The following is a 17,416-nucleotide window of genomic DNA, read 5'->3' as shown; positions in this document are numbered from 1 at the left end:
CGGTTGCGGCCCGGAGCGTTTGCGATTGCCTATCGGAACGATTGAAACAATTGCCTCGCGAGCGCGGGACCCGCGGGCTACAGTTGGCCATCGCCAGGAACCAACACAAGGAGTCTCCATGTCCAAGAAAACCACCGCTCTTCCCGCCATCGACATCGGCATCAGCGCCAAGGACCGCGCCCGCATTGCCAAGGGCCTCTCGCACCTGCTGGCCGACAGCTACACGCTGTACCTGATGACGCACAACTTCCACTGGAACGTGACCGGCCCGCAGTTCAACAGCCTGCACAACATGTTCATGGCCCAGTACACCGAACAGTGGAACGCGCTGGACCCGATTGCCGAGCGCATCCGAGCCCTGGGTTTCCCGGCACCCGGCACCTACAAGGAATACGTGAAGCTGGCCTCCATCCAGGAAGTGGAGGGTGTGCCCAGCGCCGACGAGATGGTGCGCCACCTGGTCGTGGCCCAGGAGACCACAGCGCGAACGGCACGCAAGCTGTTTGCCGTGGTGAGCGAGGCCAACGACCAGCCGACCGCCGACCTGCTGACACAACGCCTGGACGTGCACGAGAAGACCGCCTGGATGCTGCGTAGCCTGCTGGCCGCCTGATTAAGGAGAAAAACAGGGCTCAAGCCCGCGTGGATATTGCGTAGCACGCTACATAGTTCATAGCGACCGCAAACAAGCGCCACCAGCGTGGTGCCGGTGGTACCCGCACGACGCTGGCATTGGCACTGCCGCCACCACCACGGCGGCGGCACAATCGGCGCCCATGTTCTCCCCCGCTTCCTCCGTCCTGTACCCTGCATGCCAAGCACCGCAGCTGGACACGCTGTGGGCACACTTTGCCGCCACCCCGGCGCGCTACCAGGACATCTCACCTTCCTACCGTTGAGTAGTCCCTGCCGCCAGCGCGGCAACGCCTGTGGCTCGCCTTGAACGGCCAGCCTGCATTCACCGGTCTTGGAAGGAATCCCCATGTTTTTGCGTCCCCTGCAGGAAAACCGCGAGCACGTCGCTTCGTATTACGCCGCCACCCTCGGCGAGCACACCACCTACCCCACGCTTGCCGAACGCATCGACACCGACGTCTGCGTCATTGGCGGCGGTTTCTCGGGCATCTCTACCGCCTTGCACCTGGCCGAGCGCGGCTACCGCGTGGTGGTGCTCGAAGGCAACCGCATTGGCTGGGGCGCCACGGGGCGCAATGGCGGCCAGCTCATTGGTGGCTTTTCCATGGACGCAGACGACCTGCGCAAGGACCTCGGCAAGGAAGGCGTGCACGCAGTCTGGCGCATGGGGCAGGAGGGCGTGGACATCATCAAGCAGCGCGTGGCCGCGTACGGCATCGACTGCGACCTGCGCTTCGGCTACTGCGACGTCGCCCTCAAACCGCGGGATCTGGAGAGTTTCACGATGGATCTGGTCCGCCAGCAGGAGCTGGGCTACCCCCACACCATGCGCCTGCTCTCGCGCGACGAACTGCGCAGCCTCGTCAAATCCGACCTGTACCTCGGTGGGCTGCTCAACGAAGGCTATGGCCAGCTGCACCCGCTCAAGCTCTGTCTGGGCGAGGCCCGTGCGGCTGCCTCGCTGGGCGTGCAGATCTTCGAACAGACCCGCGCCGTGAAGCTGGAGCAGGGCGAGCACCCCGTGGTGCACACCGAGCACGGTGTGGTGCATGCCAAGTATGTCGCCGTGTGTGGCGACGCGTACCTGGGCGAGCTGGTGCCGCAGCTTTCCAGCCGCAACCTGCCCGCGGCCAGCTTCGTCATCGCCACGGCACCCCTGGGGGAGCGCGCGAAAGATGTGATGACCCGCGAGTTGGCCGTGTGCGACACACGCTGGGCGCTGGACTACTACCGCCTTTCGGTGGATGGGCGTCTGGTGTTCGGCGGCGCCTGCAACTACACCGGCCTGGCCCCGGCCAACGTGACCGAGACCATGCGCCAGAAGATGCTCAAGGTGTTCCCGCAACTGCACGACGTGGCCATCGACTACACCTGGGGCGGGCAGATCGGCATCAGCATGAACCGCATTCCCCAGCTCGGGCGCCTCAAGGGCAACGTGTTCTACGCCCAGGGCTACTCGGGCCACGGCGTAGCACCCACGCACCTCATGGGCAAGCTGCTGGCCGAGGCCGTGTCCGGCCACGCCGAGCGCTTCGACCTGTTCGCACGCTACAAGCACCTGCCTTTCCCCGGTGGCAAGTGGATGCGCCAGCCCCTCTACGCCCTGGGCATGCTGTACTACCGCACGCTCGACCTGCTGTGATCAAAGGCGCAAGGGTGCCGTAACGCCGCGGCGGCACAATGGGGCCACAAAAAGGAGACACCCCCATGGCCGCCACGCCCCGCTACCCCCTGCCCGACCTCAACACCCTGCCCGAGGACATCCGCGCCAAGATCCTCGAAGTGCAGGAAAAGTCGGGCTTCATCCCCAACGTGTTCCTGACCCTGGCGCGCCGCCCGGCCGAGTGGCGCGCCTTCTTCGCGTACCACGACGCGCTGATGCTGCGCGAAGGCTCCAGCCTCACCAAGGGTGAGCGCGAGATGATCATCACCACCACCAGCGCCGCGAACAACTGCCTGTACTGCGTGGTGGCCCATGGCGCGATCCTGCGCATCTACGAAAAGAAACCGCTGGTGGCCGACCAGGTGGCGGTGAACTACCGCAAGGCCGACATCACGCCGCGCCAGCGCGCCATGCTCGACTTCGCCATGAAGGTCTGCAAAGAGAGTCACACCGTGGAAGATGCCGACTTCGAGGCCCTGCACGCCCACGGTTTCGACGACGAGGACATCTGGGACATTGCCGGCATCACCGCGTTCTTCGGCCTGTCCAACCGCGTGGCCAATGTCTCGGGCATGCTGCCCAACCCCGAGTTCTACCTGCTCGGGCGGGTACCCAAGACGCGCTAGCCACCAGTGCGCTCAGCGCGTCGGCGTGGCCACGACCCGCTGTGCAAAGGCCACGATGCGCTGCACATTCTCGGGGGCGGAGAACGCACCCGACCCACCGAAATCGCCATGCCCCGCATGCGGCAGCCGTACCAATTGCACATCGCGTCCGGCCGCACGCAGTGCCTCGTACAGCAGCACGCTCTGGCCCACCGGCACCACACAGTCCTGATCGCCCTTGAAGAGCAGAAATGGCGGAGTGGATGGGCCGATATGCGTGATCGGATTGGTCAGACGCACCAGGTCCGGTACCTGCGCGATGGGGGCCCCCAGGTAGGCAGACTCCGGCGAGTCGGGTTGGCCGTGGGTCTGGTCCCGCTCCGCGCACCCTTGCGCCTTCGCCTGCGCATCCATCTGGGCGAAGTCACTGGGCCCGAACCAATCAATCACGCCCTGCACCGCACTGGACTGGTCGGCATGCCCCAAGGCCGGGTTGTCCCACAGCCCCTGTGCCGCGCTGGTTCCTGCCAGCGACGCCAGATTGCCGCCCGCCGACTGCCCGAAGACCAGCACATGCCGGGCATCCAGACGCCACGCACCGGCCTGGGCACGCACGAAGCGAATGGCCGCCTTGACGTCCTCGATGGCAGCGGGAAACCGTGCCTCGGCGCTGAGCCGGTAATTGACGCTCACCACCGCAAAGCCCTGGGCCAGCAGGGCCCGCGCCACGGCGGTGTCGAGCATCTCCTTGGAACCCATGCGAAAGGCACCGCCATGGATGTTCACCACCACCGGAAACGGGCCTTTCCCTGTGGGCAGGAACACGTCCAACGTTTGCCGGGCAGAGAGCTGGGCATACGCGATGTCCGCATGGGTCGGCTGCAGATCGGTGGGATAGCGTGCCGGGCCCGATGGCGGCATTTGCGCTCCGGCCCCCAAAGCGACCACGCAAAGGATTCCCAGTAACCAGGCCCGCAGGCGAGGCGCAGAAATGAACATGTTTTCTCCCATCCAGGCAAAAGCACCGATTGTGAAACTGGGGTGTAAAGCATCGATGAAGGGCAGTGGCTCCGGTGCCGAAGGCCGCAGCACGACTCGGCAACCATTCCATTTCCCAGGTCGCAAGAAGCCGGGCAAGGGAGACTGTCCCGACTGGGTCAGAGGCGGTAACCCTGCTGGCCCAGCGGCAAGTCGATGTCGATATCGATGGCGGGGCCTGGACGTGCAGCCATCGGCACCGTCGCAGTTGTCTGCTGTTCCACAACCACCGGATCCAATGGCATGGCAACGGTCACTTCCTCTTCCACCGCCGCTGTACGAAAGGGTGCCGGAGCTTGCCACTTGTCGGCGGCCACGGCATTCAGGTCGGAGAGCAGTTCCTGCTCCTCGTCATCGAGTGCCTCCTGCTGGCGCAGTCGCTCGCGCTCCTTGCGCCCCCACCACACCAGCCCAGCCGCCACGACCACGACCATGGCGGCAAAGGCGCCACCGGCGACCATGATGACCATGTTGCGCTCGGACTCGGCCTTGGCCAGGTGCTCGCGCAGCGAGGCGAATTCGGTTTCGGTGCGGGCCGCCTGCAACTGCAAGCCCAGGTAGTCGGCCCGCAACTTCTGCAGTTCTTCCTGCGCAGCCATCATGTCCGGATCGGGGGCCTGGCTCGCCAGGGGAACCGCTCCGCGCTGCCCCACAGCAGACAGCGGATCCAATGTCAGGCGTGCACCGCCCGCGCCCGCGTCGGGTGGGGGGGTGGGTGCAGGTGGACGTGCTTTGGCACGCGCGGGAGTGGAGGGTGGTTTGCGCGCACGGTCAGCCCCGGCCGGACCGGCCCCGGGTGCACTGCGGAACGGCTTCGCCGCGGCCGTATCGGGGGAAGGTGTCGCTGGCGGGGACGCAAGCAGGGGAACCTCCTGCACGGCGGGCAGGGGGGCCGTCGCCGCTGCGGTCTGCACATCGGGCAGCAACTGAAAGCGGCGCACCACCTTCTGTGCGCAGCCAGCCTGCACCACCAGGTTCACCACGGCATCGTTCACCGGCGCGGCACTGCTGATGCGCAGGCGCAGGACATCACTGTCCGGACTGCTGTCTGCGGCGACCCGAACCAGACGCGGGTCGACCGTGGAATCGCCATAGCTCAGCTCGACGATGGGACACACGGTCGTGGCGTCTGCGGGCGTGTCCATCTGGATAGGCACCACCAGTTCCAGCGCCTGTTCGAGCCAGACGTCTCCGCGCACCGACCCAATGGTCAGGGCGAGACTGGAGGTCGCGAAAGCCACCAGCGTCCCACCAACGATGTACTTGATCAAGGTCATACTACCCCCTGTGTGGCGAAACCATTCTGGCACGCCCCCCCGGCCCTTGCAAGGGTCGCACCTGCGCCGCAGCCTTCGCAGCAACACTGCACAATGTGCCCATGTACCAACACTTGAGCGTGCGCCATTTCCTGCTGGCGCTGGCCGTGGTGGCCGTCTGGGGCACCAATTTCGTCGTCATCAAACTGGCCCTGGGCCAGATGCCCCCATTGCTGTTCGCCACCCTGCGCTTCGCGCTGGCGGTGTTTCCCGCCATCCTGTTCCTGCCCCGCCCGGCCGTCCCCTGGGGCAACCTGGCGGCCTACGGGCTGCTCATCGGTGTGGGGCAGTTCGGGCTGATGTTCGTGGCCATGAACGGCCACATCTCTCCGGGACTGGCTTCCCTGGTGGTGCAGACCCAGGTGTTCTTCACCATCGGCATGGCCATGGTCCTCTCGGGCGAACGCCTGGCCCGGGTGCAGGTTGTGGCCCTGGCCCTGGCGACGGCCGGCATCGCCGTCATCGTGGCGCACACCGACGGCAGCACCACCCCGCTGGGCCTGGTGCTGATGCTGCTGGCCGCGCTGTCCTGGGCCGGTGGCAACATCGTCTCGCGCCGCGCTGGGCCCGTGAACATGGTGGCCTACGTGGTCTGGTCCAGTGTGTTCGCCGTGCCACCGCTGGCGCTGTTGTGTCTGGCCATGGAGGGCTGGCCGGCCATCGAGGCCGGTTTTGCCCACGCCGGCTGGGGTACCTGGGCTGCCGCGCTGTGGCAGGCGGTGGGCAATGCCCTGTTCGGCTACGCCGCCTGGGGCTGGCTGCTGGGGCGCTACCCCGCGGCGACGGTCACGCCCATGGCACTGCTGGTGCCGGTGTTCGGCATGGGTGGATCTGCCCTGCTGCTGGGCGAAGGCTTGCCTGGCTGGAAGCTGACCGCCGCCGCGCTGGTCCTGGGAGGACTGGCGCTGAACCTGCTGTGGCCGCGCCTGCGCGATTGGCTGGCACGGCCAGGCGTCTAGGCCGTTGCCCGCAGGCCTGGCACCCGGGCCTCGATGCGCTCCAGCAACAAGGGCCAGATGCTGCGGGCCGCCGACTTGCGGAACACCCCGAAATGCCCCACTGCGCGCAGCCCCACCGCGCGCGGGTGCAGGTGCATGCGCTCCACCTGCCCGGGACTGGTCGCATAGCAGTCCGCCAAGGCGTCGACAGCATCGACCGGCCCGTAGGTCTTGTCGTCTTCAATGCTCCAGAGCTGCATATGCCCCTGGAACGCCTGCGGCTGGTACCAGCCGGCACAGCGTGGGTCATCCCGGAAATAGCCGGGTGACATGCCCCAGCGCGACCAGTCGCGCGCGGCGGCGCGGGGCAGTGTTTCGCCACCGCCGAGGGCCCAGCCCGGCAGTTTGCCGGCCAGACGCACCCACAGGGGAATCCAGGTACCGAAGAAGAATCGCGTAACCCAGCGGTGCCAGCCGCGCGGCCACAGCTTCCAGTAGCCGAATTGCGAGCCCACGGTCACCGCTGCATCGATGTGTTCGAGCCCCTGCACCAGTGGCAACCCATTGCCCCCCAGCGAATGGCCAATCCACAGCAGTGGCAGCTTGTGCGCGCCACGCTGGGTGCGCTGGTGGGCAAGGTGCAGCGCGCCCGAGAGGTCATGGCGCAGCCACAGCCGCATGCTGGCCTGGGGGTGCTGGGCCCGCGCCGGGCCCATGCCCCGGTAGTCGAAGCACAGCACCGCGTAGCCGCGCTGCGCCAACCAGGTGGCAAACGCATGGTAGTAGCGCTGGGGTACTCCGGTAGCAGGGGCCATGACGGCAACGGCATGCGTGTCCCGGTCTGCGGGCGCGAACCACTGTCCATGCAGCGCTGTCCCGTCGGTGGCTTCGAAGCAGATCGGCTCGGGTGCAAGAACATGGGCGGCTCCCGGCAGGTGCGCGTGCAGGTGCGCGAGGTCGGGGGAGGCCAGGGTGCGCGGTGTGGGGGCGGTGTCGGTCATGGGTTCTCCATCTATGCAACTCAGGTCAGGGAATGCTAGATATGCACCATTCAGTTGACTAGATAGGTTTTGATTTCCATACTGTTTACATGAAATTGACAAAAGACGCACCAGAGCTTTCGGCTACCCGCTTGCGGCGCGAGCGCGATCAGCACGCGCTGGACGCCAATGCCCTGGAACTGTTTGCCCGGGTGGTGGCAGCGGGCAGCTTTTCACGGGCAGCTCGGCAGCTGGGTCTGACGCGCGCCGCCATCAGTCGGCGCATGGCCAACATGGAGCAGCAGGTCGGGCAGCCGCTGCTGGCACGCACCACCCGTTCCCTGGGGCTGACCGAGGCCGGACGGGCGCTGTCAGCACGCGCCCAGGCGGTACTGGAAGCGGCAGACGCAGCGCGCATGGCCTTGCGCAAGGAAGGCGACGCGCTGCAGGGCCGCTTGCGCATCACGTCAATGCGCTCCTTCGGACTCAGTGTGCTGGTGCCCCTGCTGGCCGAGTTCGGGCGGCAGCACCCCGGCATCGCGATGGAACTGATGCTGACCGAGCGCCGGGTCGACCTGGTGCGAGAAGGTGTCGATGTGGCGTTCCGCGTGACGCGCAAGCCGCCCGAGGACTGCGTCGCCCAGCCGGTGCTGACGTTTCGCATCAGTGCCTACGCGGCCCAAGGCCCGGTGCTGCCGCAGCCGCAGGCCCTGCAGGAGCACGCCCTGCTGATGCTCCAAGGCGGGGCACAGACCTGGCCGCTGCAGTGGCGCCACCGCCACCAGAATGCCCACACCACGGTGGAACTGCAGCCCCATGTCAGTGCCGACGACCTGGAGTCCCTCGTGGCCCTGGCAGTGCATGGGCGCGGCACCGTGCTGGCACCCGATTTCGCCGTGCGCGAGCAACTGGCCCGCGGCACCCTGGTAGATCTGCTGCCCGACTGGGAACTGCCCATCGCCGAAGGGAACTGTGTCCAGGCGCTGACCTTGCCAGTCCACACCGCGGGGGCCAATGCCCGGGCACTGGTGCGCCTGGTGCTACAGCGACTTGCCGAGGCGACGGGGCAGCCGCCGAACGCAAGCACACCGGCCAACAAGCTGGGCTAGCATTGCATCCTTCGCGTCCACTCAACGTTCTGCCCCAAACGCTTGCCCATGGCCTACTCCGCTTTCCCGTTTCGCCGCCCGTGGGCCATGGCCACCCTGGTCTTCGCCATCGGCGCGTCCGCGTCGGCCCTGTGGGTCTGGCGCGCGCAAGGGGAAAACGCAGCCCTGGCCCATGCGCGTTTCGTCGAGCGTGCCGACGCCTTCAGCGAAGCGCTGGCACAGCGTGTGGACGCCTATACCGACATCGCCTTCGGCCTGCGCGGCCTGTTCCTGGCCAATCCCAACCTGAGCAGGCGCGATTTCGTCCTGGCAGCCCAGCGCCTGGACATCGCCAACCGCCACCCCGAAATCAAGAACCTGGCTTTCACGCGCTATGTACGCGGGGCCGACAAGGACGCCTTTGTCGCCCGCGTGCGCGCCGACACCTCGCTGGAGCCCCAAGGCTACCCGGGCTTCGCGATCCGGCCTCCGGGCGAACGGGCCGAATACTTCGTGGCGGACTACCTGTGGCCCCTGGAAGGCAACCAGGGCATCCACGGCCTGGACATCAGTGCGCAGCCCGTCAACCTGGCATCGATGCGCTACGCCCAGAGCAGCGGCAAGCCCGTCGCCAGCGGTCCGTTCGACCTGCTGCAGGAAACCAGCCAGCGCACCGGCTTTGTCATTCGCGTTCCCGTGTTTCGCAGCCCGGGGCACAGCGCCTCCGACCAGGCACCCGCTGATTTCATGGGCGCCGTGGCGGTGACCCTGCGGGTGCGCGACGTGATCGAGCGGCTGCGCCGCGAAGGGCGCCTCGCGGGCCTGCTGCTGTACCTGAGCGATGGGGGGGCCGAATACAGCCCGCAGACCTTTGCCGTGAACCTGCCCCTGTACCTCGAAGTCGGCGCCACCGACCCGTCCCGCGATGCCAGCTACCGGCGCGAGCTGTCGGTGTTCGGCCGCAAGTGGCGCGTCGAAATGGCACCAGGCCAGTCCTTTCTTTCGGCCAGTGAACGCAACACCCCGCTGTGGCAAGGCTTGGTTGGCATGAGCCTCAGCCTGCTGGCGGCGCTGGTGAGCGCCAGTGTGGTGCGCCAGCGCTCGGGCTCGCCCGCCGTGGAGCCGGATGCATGATGCAGGACCCCTGGGTCGGGTACACGGCGCGCCCGCTGCAATGCGCCGAGGATGCAGACCAGATGTTCCAGGGGTTGCAAACCCTGGCCAACGCCCGGGGCGTGACGCTGCGCCCGCCGCCGCCCCACCCCACCAGCTGCTGCGGACGGGGTTGCAATGGCTGCGTCTGGGAGGGTTTCCTGGCCGCAGCGGCTTTCTGGCGTGAGGACGCCCTGGCCGCCCTGGCATCTGCGCCGCATTGACGCTGCGGTAGCGGCGCGGAAATTGGTCTATTGCGCGCGTTTTCTGGCGCAATTGGCTCTGGCCCTGCGCCGGACCTTCCGGTACGATGCCCTCCATTCACTCGTCGGAGTTCGCAATGAACCAATTCAAAATATCCACCCGACTGACCGTACTGGTCGGCATCCTGTCCATCATGCTCATCATCGGTGCGGGCATGGGCTTGTTTGGCATTTCCAAGACCGCAGAGTCCCTCAAGACCGTGTACGAAGACCGCACGGTACCGTTGAGCCAGTTGGCCGAGTTGTCGCGTGTTGCCACCCGCAACGCCTTGCTGATCGGCATGGCCCAGGCCGACCCGCTGGCCGAAGCGATTGCCCGTTACACCAAGGAAATCGAGGTCAATACGACCAACGCCAACAAGCATTGGGCTGAATACCAGGCCACCTACCTCACCGACGAGGAAAAGGTGTTGGCAGCCAAATTCGGCGAGCTGTGGGTGAAGTACCAGAAGACAGGCATCGAGCCCGCCGTGGCCGCGCTCAAGTCCAGCGAGTACAACACCGCCCAGAACCTGCTGGCCGACGTGATCCAACCCATGTCCACCCAGCTGACCCAGGCCTTGACCCCCCTGCTGCAACTGCAGATGGACGTGGCCAAGGCCGAGTACGACGCAGCGGTCACCCGCTACACCATCATCCGCAACCTCGCCATCGGCTCGCTGGGCATCGCCCTGCCCCTGGTGGCCTGGTTTGCCTTCGTGATGATCCGCAACCTCTCGCGCTCGCTCAACGAGGCCGCCCGTCTGGCCCAGGCCGTGGCACAGGGCGATCTGACCTTGAAGATCGAGCCCGAGGGCAAGGATGAGATCGCCACCATGATGACCGCGCTCAAGGCCATGAGCGACTCCCTGGTGGGCCTGGTCTCCTCGGTACGCCAGGGCAGCGAATCCGTCGCCATGGCTTCGGCTGAAATCGCCCAGGGCAACAACGACCTCTCCGCCCGCACCGAGCAACAGGCTGCCGCTATTGAGGAAACCAACGCCTCCATGAGCGAACTTGGCGGCACCGTGAACCAGAACGCCGACGCCGCCCGCCAGGCCAACCAGCTCGCCACCAATGCGTCTTCCGTCGCCGTCCAGGGCGGTGAAGTCGTCGGCCGGGTCGTTGACACCATGAAGGACATCAACGACTCCAGCCGCAAGATCGCCGACATCATCTCGGTGATTGACGGCATCGCCTTCCAGACCAACATCCTGGCGCTGAACGCTGCGGTCGAAGCCGCCCGTGCCGGAGAACAGGGCCGTGGCTTTGCGGTGGTGGCCTCGGAAGTGCGTGCCCTGGCCGGACGCTCGGCCGAAGCCGCCAAGGAAATCAAGGCCCTGATCACCGCCAGTGTGGAGAAGGTCGAACACGGCACCACCCTGGTGGACCAGGCGGGTAGCACCATGACCGAAGTCGTGGCCTCGATCCAGCGCGTCACCGACATCATGGGCGAGATCAGCGCGGCCAGCAACGAACAGAGCCTGGGCGTGAGCCAGATCGTTGAGGCCATCGGCTCCATGGACCAGACCACGCAGCAGAACGCGGCCCTGGTCGAAGAGATGGCGGCCGCGGCATCAAGCCTCAAATCCCAAGCGCAGGAACTGGTGCAGACGGTGGCGGTGTTCAAGCTGGCTGACGGCCACCAGGCCCCGAGCAAGATGCAGGTGCGTGCACCGAACTCCAGTGCCAAGCCCTTCGCCGGCCCCGAGCGACGCGAAAGCGCCATCCCCAAGGGGGCTGCTGCCCGTGCCCACACCCCGGCACCGAAGCCAGCACCAAAGCCCGTGCCCCTGGCGGCGGCCAAACCGGCACCCGCGGCCAAAGCCGCTGCGGGCGGGGATGACGAGGGTTGGGAGACGTTCTGAAGCGCCCCCTCGTTTCGATTGACACTAGCGCATGGACTGTGTACCCCACCTGCACGTGGCGGCCTACCATGCCGAAGCCAAGTACAACAACAGCACCACGGGTATCGGCCTGATCTGCCCGTGGGGACAGGACCTGCGCTGGGGCCTGGGCAGCTACTACAACAGCGTACGCCGACAAAGCACCTACGCCGGGGTGGCCTGGCAGCCGTGGGGGCGTGGGCCGGTCAAGGTCGGCGTCTTCGGGGGCGCGGTCACTGGCTACCGTGACACCACCATGCCCATGCTCGCCGGGGTTGCCAGCGTGTCATGGGGACCCAGCATATGGCACCTGGCCTATCTGCCGGCGGTGCCCGCCCATTCGCCCGACGCGCTGGAACTCTCGGTCACCTGGAAATACTGATGCGCCGCTGCGCTCAGGCAGGGCTGGGCTGCAGCACCGCTGCCAAACGCTGGTGCACGTCGTCCCCCGGCGCCAGCGGCACCAGGCGGCGCGCAAGCAGGTAGTGCTGGCTGAAAACGTCAAAGTACGCGTCGAGCACTGCCGCGGTCTGCGCGTCGCCGCCGAGCTCCAGGCACAGCGCCGCCACTTCGGCGGTGCAGAAGTGGTCGTCGCGCTTGGAGCGGCGCAGCCGGTAGCGCGAGATCTGTTCGCCCTGCAGGCTCAGCACCGGCAAGGTGTTCAGGTACGGGCTCTTGCGGAACATCTTGCGCGCTTCACTCCAGGTGGCGTCCAGCAAAACGTAAAGCGGGCGCTTGCTTGACGCGGGCGTGGCCACCTGCGTCACTACCCGCTCGGGCGCTGCGTACTCGCCCGGAAACACCACGTAAGGCTGCCACTGCGGGTCGGCCAGTAGCGCCAGCAGCGCCGGGTCGACCTCGGTGCGGGCCCAGCCAAAGGCAAAGGTATCGGGCACCACATCAGCAATGAGCCAGCCGGTGTTGGTGGGCTTGAGCGGCTCGATGTCCGCCATGAGCAGGCAGACCCCGGCGCGCGTGGGGGTGGGCACCTGCACGCGCCAGTCGCACAGGCAATGGCTCACTGGCACACGGCAGTGCGGGCAGCGCTCCGACTTCGAACCGCGCGCCACAAAGGGCTTCAGGGCCCGTGCCAGGCGTTCGGCACGCAAGCGCACTACCGCGTGCACAGCGGGAAACTCCGGTGCGCTCATCGGGACTTCACGGAGGCCGCACGCTCGAGCGCAAACACGGGCAGCTCGGCCTCGTGGCTGAGCCACAGGCCACCACCCATTTCGGTGAAGTGTGGGGTGAGCCCGTCGCGGAAGGCCTGCGCCGGGTGGCGGAACTGGCGCGGGTCGGTCAGGTTCTCGTCCACCACGTCGTTGGCAAAGTCCTCGGCCGTGACCGCCTCCACGTACAGCGCGCCGCGGCACAGCACCGCCAGGTTGCGCAAGGCTTTCTGCAGGTCGGTCGCATTCAGGTAGGGCAGCACGCCCTGGCAGATGACGAGGTCGAAGGGCTGCACGGCACGGTAGTCCACCACCGAACCGCGCTCCCAGCCGAAACGCTGGCACAGGTACTCGCTGAACTCCACCCCCTTGTAGCGCGCATGCGGAAAGTGCTTGGCAATCTGGTCCTGCCACAGGCCGATGCCGCAACCCACGTCGAGCACGCGCGCCACGGGCACGCGCAGGTGGCGCACATAGCTGCACACGAAGGCGCCCAGCCGATCCGTGTGCTCGCGGTCGACCACACGGGTCTTCTGGTTGAAGTAGAAGCGCTCGTAATAGGCCTCGTCGAACACCGCCTCGGCCGTGGAGGCCGCGCCCGCCTTGGCTGGGCTCACCGTCATGAGCGCGGCAGCGACCAGCCGGCGCGCTGGTTGCCCTTGTCGTTCTCGTAGTCCCAGACGCTACCGCAGCGGTCGCAGCGGTAGCGCGTCATCGTGACCTTTCGGCCCTCGCGCTCTTCCTTCCAGGTCTGGCTCGGCACCAGTTCGGCGTGGCCCGGCGCCTTGCGCCAGTTGCGCTGGATGCCCCGGCAGGGTTCGCACAGCGCGGCCTCGCGGGCCTCCTGGGCGGCTTTGTATTTGTCGATGCTCATGGGCAGAAGGGGCGCGGTAGCCGTTTGGGGAAAGGGCTATTGTCGCAGGCCCACTATTGGTAGCTCCGCGCGGAGCAGGATTGGTGGTATGCTCTCAACCATGCTGCACCACCCCACTTCCGCTGTTCTCTGCGTTACCGCGCAGGCACCGGTGTGCGGCATGATGACCATTATTACCCCCACGGCCACCTGAGTCGTGCAGGTGGCCCATCCGGCGGCCACCAGGTGAATTCTCCCCAGTAGCTGCCAGGCCCAGGCCACCGGCAGACTCCCCTGACACGGAGAACACCATGTACCAAGACCCCCTCGAATCCAGCCACTACGGCGGAACCCACACTGCGCTCTCCATCCCCCTGCGCGTCGGCCTGCTCGGCCTGGGCACCGTGGGCAGCGGCACGCTGGCTGTGCTGCAGCGCAATGCCGCGCTCATTGCGGCGCGCTCCGGCCGGCGCATCGAGGTGCGTCAGGTGGCGGTGCGCGACCTGGAACGCGCCCGCGCCAGGATGGGCGCGGCACTGCAGGGCGGCGTGCAGCTCTGCGACGATGCCTGGTCCGTAGTGCGCCACCCCGACATCGACGTGGTGGTGGAAACCATCGGCGGCACCACCGCGGCCCGGGCGCTGGTGCTCGAAGCCATTGCCCAGGGCAAGCATGTGGTGACGGCCAACAAGGCCTTGCTGGCAGAGCACGGCAGCGAGATATTTGCCGCGGCCCAGGCCCGCGGCGTGGTGGTGGCCTACGAAGGCGCGGTGGCGGTGAGCATTCCCATCATCAAGGCGCTGCGCGAAGGCCTCAGCGGCAACCGCATCGAATGGCTGGCCGGCATCATCAACGGCACCAGCAACTTCATCCTCACTGCCATGCGCGAACAGGGCATGGGCTTTGCGCAGGCGCTGGCCCTGGCGCAGGAAAAGGGCTATGCCGAGGCCGACCCGGCCTTCGATGTGCAGGGCGTGGACGCCGCGCACAAGCTCAGCCTGCTGGCGGCCAACGCCTTCGGCACACCACCGCAGTTCGCGCAGGTCCACACCGAGGGCATCGACCGGCTGGAGGGGGTCGACGTGGACTTCGCACAGCGGCTGGGCTACGGCGTCAAGCTGCTGGGCATTGCGCGGCGTTGCGGCGATGCGCTGGAGTTGCGCGTGCACCCGACCCTGCTGCCCCAGGGCCACCTGTTGGCCCAGGTGCATGGCAGCATGAACGCCATCATGGTGCACAGCGATGCCGCTGGCACCACACTGTTCTACGGTGCCGGTGCAGGCTCGGAGCAGACCGGCTCGGCCGTGGTGGCGGACCTGGTGGACCTGGCACGCAGTGCCCAGGTAGCCGCCGCGCTGCGCGTGCCGGCGCTGGCCTTCCAGCCCGGTGCCGTGCGTCCCGCCCCGGTGCTGGACGATGGCGCGGTGCGCAGCGCCTTCTATGTGCGGCTGGATGTGGACCGGTTCGAAGTGAGCGTGCCCCAGGTGCTGCAGCAGCTGGCCCTGGAGGGCGTGCGCGTGCAGCGCATGGAGGTGCTGGCGCACCCGCAGGACAGCACGCTGCGCTGCCTGGTGCTGCTCACCGAGGTGCTGCGCCGCGACACGCTTGACACGGCCCTGGCCGCGGTGCAGCACTGGCCCACGGTGCTGGGCCAGGCCCAGGTACTGCGGCTGGAGACCCTGGGCTGATGCAGGTTAGGGGCATTTTCTGCCCCTGGCCCGCATGGAATGTGCGCAGGTAGCTCCTGTTTTCGTAGCGACTAGACCTTGGGCGGACGGTGCAGGGCGCAGAGCTTGTTGCCGTCGGGGTCGCGCAGGTAGGCCAGGTACAGGCGACCGGGGCCTTCACCGCGCCAGCCCGGAGGGTCTTCGCAGGCCACGCCACCGTTGGCCAGCCCGGCCGCATGCCAGGCATCGGCCAGCTCGGTGGTGGCTGCCGCAAAGCCGATGGTGCCGCCGTTGGCCACGGATGCAGGCTCACCGTTGATGGGAATGGTGATGCCGAACACCCCCGTGGGGCTGCGCCAGAAGTAGCGCTTCTTGTCGGGATTGCCGGGCTTGATGCCGAGCGTGCCGAGGACGGCGTCGTAGAACTTGCGCGAGGCTTCGAGGTCTTGGACCCCGACCATGACGTGGCTGAACATTGGCTTGTCTTCCTTCGTTGTTGAACGGCCCACGATGGGCACAGCTGCCATGGTAGTGGAAGGCCGTAAAACGCCTGTCACGTGCGCAGCATGCCCACACGGTCAATGCGAATCGCCGTATTTCTTGGTCAGTTCCTTGAGGCGGGAACGGCTGGCTTTGCCTATCTGTTCCCACATGCGCTCGGCCACCTCTGGCGTGCTCCCATAAAACGCCTTCGAGAATGGCAGGAAGTAGTCCTTGGAGGAAAACGCAATCGGCAACTTGCGCACACCACGGAGGTTCATGGTTTCGATGGCCAGATCGGCCGGGGCATCTTGCGCCACGTAGGCATCGATGCGGCCCAAGCGCAGTTTCTGGAAGTTCTGTTCGGTGCTGCGGGCTTCTTCCACCACGAGGCCCATCTTCTTCAGGTCGGCCAGGATCGAGTAGCCCGCATTCACCCCCACGGTGGCAGGCAGCGGGTCGAACTGCTTGCCATTCCAGACCAGGGGGCTGTTGTCGGCCACATACACGTGGTAGCGCAGTTCGGCCAGGCGTAAACGGCCATCGGGCTTGCCGTCTTTCATCGGGTACACCGCATACGCCGCGCGCTCATCGTTGTACGAGAACATGAGCATCGCGTCCAGCACGCCCATCTCCATGTCGCGCTGCACGCGACGGTTGGGCAGGCGCTGCCATTTCACGCTGCAGTGGAGGGCGTCTGCCGCATGCTGCACCAGTTCCACTGCAATGCCCGGCTGCTCCGGAATCGCCGCGCCATCGCCCATCAAGTGGGGTGGAGACGCCACATCGCTGTAGGCAATGTTCAGACTGCAGGCCCACGCCGTGGGCGCGAGCAGAAGCAGCACGGATGACAACACACGAACCAGATACATAGGCAAATCAGTCCAACAACGCACTTTTTTTGAGGTTCGCGAGCGGCTGCGCCACGCCCGCCTATCACTTCGTTTCATCATGCCCCGATTTGCCGCCATGGGCAAGCCGCAATACCCGACCTGTATCGCGCTGCCATTGAACGCCGCAGCGGCCAAGTTTGCCTACCATTGCAGGCATGGACCTGTTCGACGACCTGCCGCTGGAGCCCGACGCGCTGCGCACCGAGGTAGCGCCCGGTGCGGTGCTGCTTCGCGGTCTGGCGCGGAGCCATGAGGGAGCGCTGCTGGCCGCGCTGCAGGGCGTGCAGGCGCAGGCCCCCGCACACCACCTGCAGACCCCGGGCGGCTACACCATGTCGGTTCAAACCACCAGCTGCGGCCAGTTGGGCTGGGTGTCGGACCGGCACGGCTACCGCTACAGCGCCACCAACCCCTCCACCCGCACGCCCTGGCCCGCGCTGCCCGACAGCTTTGCCACCCTGGCCGCCGAGGCCGCGGCGCAGGCCGGCTACCCGGGCTTCGTGCCGGACGCCTGCCTCGTCAACGAATACGCACCCGGTGCCAAGATGTCGCTGCACCAGGACAAGGACGAGCGCGACCTGCGCGCGCCCATCGTCTCGGTGTCGCTGGGCCTGCCCTGCGTATTCCAGTTCGGCGGCCTGCAGCGCAATGCACCGACCCAGCGGCTGCGCCTGGCCCATGGCGACGTTCTGGTGTGGGGCGGCCCCACCCGCCTGGCCTTCCACGGCGTGCTGCCGCTGGCCGACGGGCACCACCCGCTGCTGGGGCGCAAACGCGTGAACCTGACCTTTCGCAAGGCCGGGTGAAGGA

The 17,416-nt window shown here is 66.8% G+C and carries 20 protein-coding genes; 12 read left to right on the top strand and 8 right to left on the bottom strand.

What is annotated here, in order from left to right; all coding sequences use genetic code 11:
- Positions 1-118 precede the first annotated feature (118 nt).
- The 4 genes from RQP54_RS06305 to RQP54_RS06290 all read left to right on the top strand — a co-directional run bounded on the left by RQP54_RS06305 (position 119) and on the right by RQP54_RS06290 (position 2,925).
- The gene (locus tag RQP54_RS06305) at positions 119-613 is read left to right on the top strand and encodes a Dps family protein (RefSeq protein WP_315677321.1); all 495 of its coding nucleotides are present in this window, start codon (positions 119-121) and stop codon (positions 611-613) included.
- A gap of 163 nt (positions 614-776) precedes the next feature.
- Positions 777-899 carry a hypothetical protein gene (locus RQP54_RS06300; RefSeq protein ID WP_315677320.1) on the top strand — a complete coding sequence of 41 codons (123 nt, stop codon included), beginning with the start codon at positions 777-779 and terminating at the stop codon, positions 897-899.
- Between the two features lie 83 nt (positions 900-982).
- On the top strand, positions 983-2,278 hold the full coding sequence (locus RQP54_RS06295) for an FAD-binding oxidoreductase (RefSeq protein ID WP_315677318.1): 1,296 nt from the start codon (positions 983-985) through the stop codon (positions 2,276-2,278).
- 65 nt (positions 2,279-2,343) lie between these two features.
- Positions 2,344-2,925: a peroxidase-related enzyme gene (locus RQP54_RS06290; RefSeq protein ID WP_315677317.1), complete on the top strand. Its 582-nt coding sequence runs from the start codon at positions 2,344-2,346 to the stop codon at positions 2,923-2,925.
- Positions 2,926-2,937: 12 nt separating this feature from the next.
- Here the strand turns inward: RQP54_RS06290 and RQP54_RS06285 are convergent, their stop codons facing one another.
- Complete coding sequence (locus tag RQP54_RS06285; RefSeq protein ID WP_315677316.1) at positions 2,938-3,825, bottom strand: alpha/beta hydrolase; 888 nt, start codon at positions 3,823-3,825, stop codon at positions 2,938-2,940.
- Positions 3,826-4,061: 236 nt separating this feature from the next.
- Positions 4,062-5,219, bottom strand: coding sequence for a hypothetical protein (locus RQP54_RS06280; protein WP_315677315.1), 1,158 nt, complete (start codon positions 5,217-5,219; stop codon positions 4,062-4,064).
- 113 nt (positions 5,220-5,332) lie between these two features.
- Between RQP54_RS06280 and RQP54_RS06275 the strand changes: the two genes are divergently transcribed.
- Positions 5,333-6,217 carry an EamA family transporter gene (locus RQP54_RS06275; protein ID WP_315677763.1) on the top strand — a complete coding sequence of 295 codons (885 nt, stop codon included), beginning with the start codon at positions 5,333-5,335 and terminating at the stop codon, positions 6,215-6,217.
- Here RQP54_RS06275 and RQP54_RS06270 read toward each other — a convergent pair.
- On the bottom strand, positions 6,214-7,197 hold the full coding sequence (locus RQP54_RS06270) for a serine aminopeptidase domain-containing protein (RefSeq protein WP_315677314.1): 984 nt from the start codon (positions 7,195-7,197) through the stop codon (positions 6,214-6,216). The genes RQP54_RS06275 and RQP54_RS06270 overlap by 4 nt on opposite strands.
- Before the next feature lie 89 nt (positions 7,198-7,286).
- Between RQP54_RS06270 and RQP54_RS06265 the strand changes: the two genes are divergently transcribed.
- The 5 genes from RQP54_RS06265 (at position 7,287) to RQP54_RS06245 (ending at position 11,926) form a co-directional block, all read left to right on the top strand.
- Entirely contained in the window at positions 7,287-8,285 is a 999-nt protein-coding gene (locus RQP54_RS06265) for a LysR family transcriptional regulator (protein ID WP_315677313.1), read from the top strand.
- 48 nt (positions 8,286-8,333) lie between these two features.
- Entirely contained in the window at positions 8,334-9,398 is a 1,065-nt protein-coding gene (locus tag RQP54_RS06260) for a CHASE domain-containing protein (protein ID WP_315677312.1), read from the top strand.
- Positions 9,398-9,640 (top strand): oxidoreductase-like domain-containing protein, encoded by a 243-nt coding sequence (locus RQP54_RS06255; protein WP_409997541.1) that lies wholly within the window; start codon positions 9,398-9,400, stop codon positions 9,638-9,640. The genes RQP54_RS06260 and RQP54_RS06255 overlap by 1 nt, the downstream gene beginning before the upstream one ends.
- A 116-nt stretch (positions 9,641-9,756) precedes the next feature.
- Positions 9,757-11,526: a methyl-accepting chemotaxis protein gene (locus RQP54_RS06250; protein ID WP_315677311.1), complete on the top strand. Its 1,770-nt coding sequence runs from the start codon at positions 9,757-9,759 to the stop codon at positions 11,524-11,526.
- A 31-nt stretch (positions 11,527-11,557) separates the two neighbouring features.
- Entirely contained in the window at positions 11,558-11,926 is a 369-nt protein-coding gene (locus RQP54_RS06245) for a hypothetical protein (protein ID WP_315677310.1), read from the top strand.
- A gap of 13 nt (positions 11,927-11,939) precedes the next feature.
- Here RQP54_RS06245 and RQP54_RS06240 read toward each other — a convergent pair whose 3' ends face one another.
- The 3 genes from RQP54_RS06240 to RQP54_RS06230 are packed head-to-tail and all read right to left on the bottom strand — an operon-like array spanning position 11,940 to position 13,587.
- Positions 11,940-12,695 carry a tRNA-uridine aminocarboxypropyltransferase gene (locus RQP54_RS06240; protein ID WP_315677309.1) on the bottom strand — a complete coding sequence of 252 codons (756 nt, stop codon included), beginning with the start codon at positions 12,693-12,695 and terminating at the stop codon, positions 11,940-11,942.
- Positions 12,692-13,336, bottom strand: coding sequence for a class I SAM-dependent methyltransferase (locus RQP54_RS06235; RefSeq protein ID WP_315677308.1), 645 nt, complete (start codon positions 13,334-13,336; stop codon positions 12,692-12,694). The genes RQP54_RS06240 and RQP54_RS06235 overlap by 4 nt, the downstream gene beginning before the upstream one ends.
- Positions 13,333-13,587, bottom strand: a complete 255-nt coding sequence (locus RQP54_RS06230) for a hypothetical protein (RefSeq protein ID WP_315677307.1) — start codon at positions 13,585-13,587, stop codon at positions 13,333-13,335. Before RQP54_RS06230 ends, RQP54_RS06235 begins: the two co-directional genes overlap by 4 nt.
- A 290-nt stretch (positions 13,588-13,877) precedes the next feature.
- Between RQP54_RS06230 and RQP54_RS06225 the strand changes: the two genes are divergently transcribed.
- Positions 13,878-15,254, top strand: a complete 1,377-nt coding sequence (locus RQP54_RS06225; protein ID WP_315677306.1) for a homoserine dehydrogenase — start codon at positions 13,878-13,880, stop codon at positions 15,252-15,254.
- 71 nt (positions 15,255-15,325) lie between these two features.
- Here RQP54_RS06225 and RQP54_RS06220 read toward each other — a convergent pair whose 3' ends face one another.
- The gene (locus RQP54_RS06220) at positions 15,326-15,709 is read right to left on the bottom strand and encodes a VOC family protein (protein WP_315677761.1); all 384 of its coding nucleotides are present in this window, start codon (positions 15,707-15,709) and stop codon (positions 15,326-15,328) included.
- Positions 15,710-15,811: 102 nt separating this feature from the next.
- Positions 15,812-16,585 carry a transporter substrate-binding domain-containing protein gene (locus RQP54_RS06215; RefSeq protein ID WP_315677305.1) on the bottom strand — a complete coding sequence of 258 codons (774 nt, stop codon included), beginning with the start codon at positions 16,583-16,585 and terminating at the stop codon, positions 15,812-15,814.
- Between the two features lie 176 nt (positions 16,586-16,761).
- Here RQP54_RS06215 and alkB point away from each other — a divergent pair, with 176 nt between their 5' ends.
- Positions 16,762-17,412 (top strand): DNA oxidative demethylase AlkB, encoded by a 651-nt coding sequence (alkB, locus tag RQP54_RS06210; protein WP_315677304.1) that lies wholly within the window; start codon positions 16,762-16,764, stop codon positions 17,410-17,412.
- Positions 17,413-17,416: the final 4 nt, after the last annotated feature.

Source organism: Curvibacter sp. APW13 (genome assembly GCF_032337135.1).
Lineage (GTDB): Bacteria > Pseudomonadota > Gammaproteobacteria > Burkholderiales > Burkholderiaceae_C > Allorhodoferax.
Note: the sequence above shows the minus strand (reverse complement) of the source record. Positions and strands in the feature narration are given on the sequence as shown.

Excerpts from the sequence above, each read along its gene's own strand:
- RQP54_RS06305 (WP_315677321.1), top strand. The coding sequence starts at position 119 with ATGTCCAAGAAAACCACCGCTCTTCCCGCCATCGACATCGGCATCAGC.
- RQP54_RS06300 (WP_315677320.1), top strand. The coding sequence starts at position 777 with ATGTTCTCCCCCGCTTCCTCCGTCCTGTACCCTGCATGCCAAGCACCG.
- RQP54_RS06295 (WP_315677318.1), top strand. The coding sequence starts at position 983 with ATGTTTTTGCGTCCCCTGCAGGAAAACCGCGAGCACGTCGCTTCGTAT.
- RQP54_RS06290 (WP_315677317.1), top strand. The coding sequence starts at position 2,344 with ATGGCCGCCACGCCCCGCTACCCCCTGCCCGACCTCAACACCCTGCCC.
- RQP54_RS06285 (WP_315677316.1), bottom strand. The coding sequence starts at position 3,825 with ATGCCGCCATCGGGCCCGGCACGCTATCCCACCGATCTGCAGCCGACC.
- RQP54_RS06280 (WP_315677315.1), bottom strand. The coding sequence starts at position 5,219 with ATGACCTTGATCAAGTACATCGTTGGTGGGACGCTGGTGGCTTTCGCG.
- RQP54_RS06270 (WP_315677314.1), bottom strand. The coding sequence starts at position 7,197 with ATGACCGACACCGCCCCCACACCGCGCACCCTGGCCTCCCCCGACCTC.
- RQP54_RS06265 (WP_315677313.1), top strand. The coding sequence starts at position 7,287 with ATGAAATTGACAAAAGACGCACCAGAGCTTTCGGCTACCCGCTTGCGG.
- RQP54_RS06260 (WP_315677312.1), top strand. The coding sequence starts at position 8,334 with ATGGCCTACTCCGCTTTCCCGTTTCGCCGCCCGTGGGCCATGGCCACC.
- RQP54_RS06255 (WP_409997541.1), top strand. The coding sequence starts at position 9,398 with ATGCAGGACCCCTGGGTCGGGTACACGGCGCGCCCGCTGCAATGCGCC.
- RQP54_RS06250 (WP_315677311.1), top strand. The coding sequence starts at position 9,757 with ATGAACCAATTCAAAATATCCACCCGACTGACCGTACTGGTCGGCATC.
- RQP54_RS06245 (WP_315677310.1), top strand. The coding sequence starts at position 11,558 with ATGGACTGTGTACCCCACCTGCACGTGGCGGCCTACCATGCCGAAGCC.
- RQP54_RS06240 (WP_315677309.1), bottom strand. The coding sequence starts at position 12,695 with ATGAGCGCACCGGAGTTTCCCGCTGTGCACGCGGTAGTGCGCTTGCGT.
- RQP54_RS06235 (WP_315677308.1), bottom strand. The coding sequence starts at position 13,336 with ATGACGGTGAGCCCAGCCAAGGCGGGCGCGGCCTCCACGGCCGAGGCG.
- RQP54_RS06230 (WP_315677307.1), bottom strand. The coding sequence starts at position 13,587 with ATGAGCATCGACAAATACAAAGCCGCCCAGGAGGCCCGCGAGGCCGCG.
- RQP54_RS06225 (WP_315677306.1), top strand. The coding sequence starts at position 13,878 with ATGTACCAAGACCCCCTCGAATCCAGCCACTACGGCGGAACCCACACT.
- RQP54_RS06220 (WP_315677761.1), bottom strand. The coding sequence starts at position 15,709 with ATGTTCAGCCACGTCATGGTCGGGGTCCAAGACCTCGAAGCCTCGCGC.
- RQP54_RS06215 (WP_315677305.1), bottom strand. The coding sequence starts at position 16,585 with ATGTATCTGGTTCGTGTGTTGTCATCCGTGCTGCTTCTGCTCGCGCCC.
- alkB (WP_315677304.1), top strand. The coding sequence starts at position 16,762 with ATGGACCTGTTCGACGACCTGCCGCTGGAGCCCGACGCGCTGCGCACC.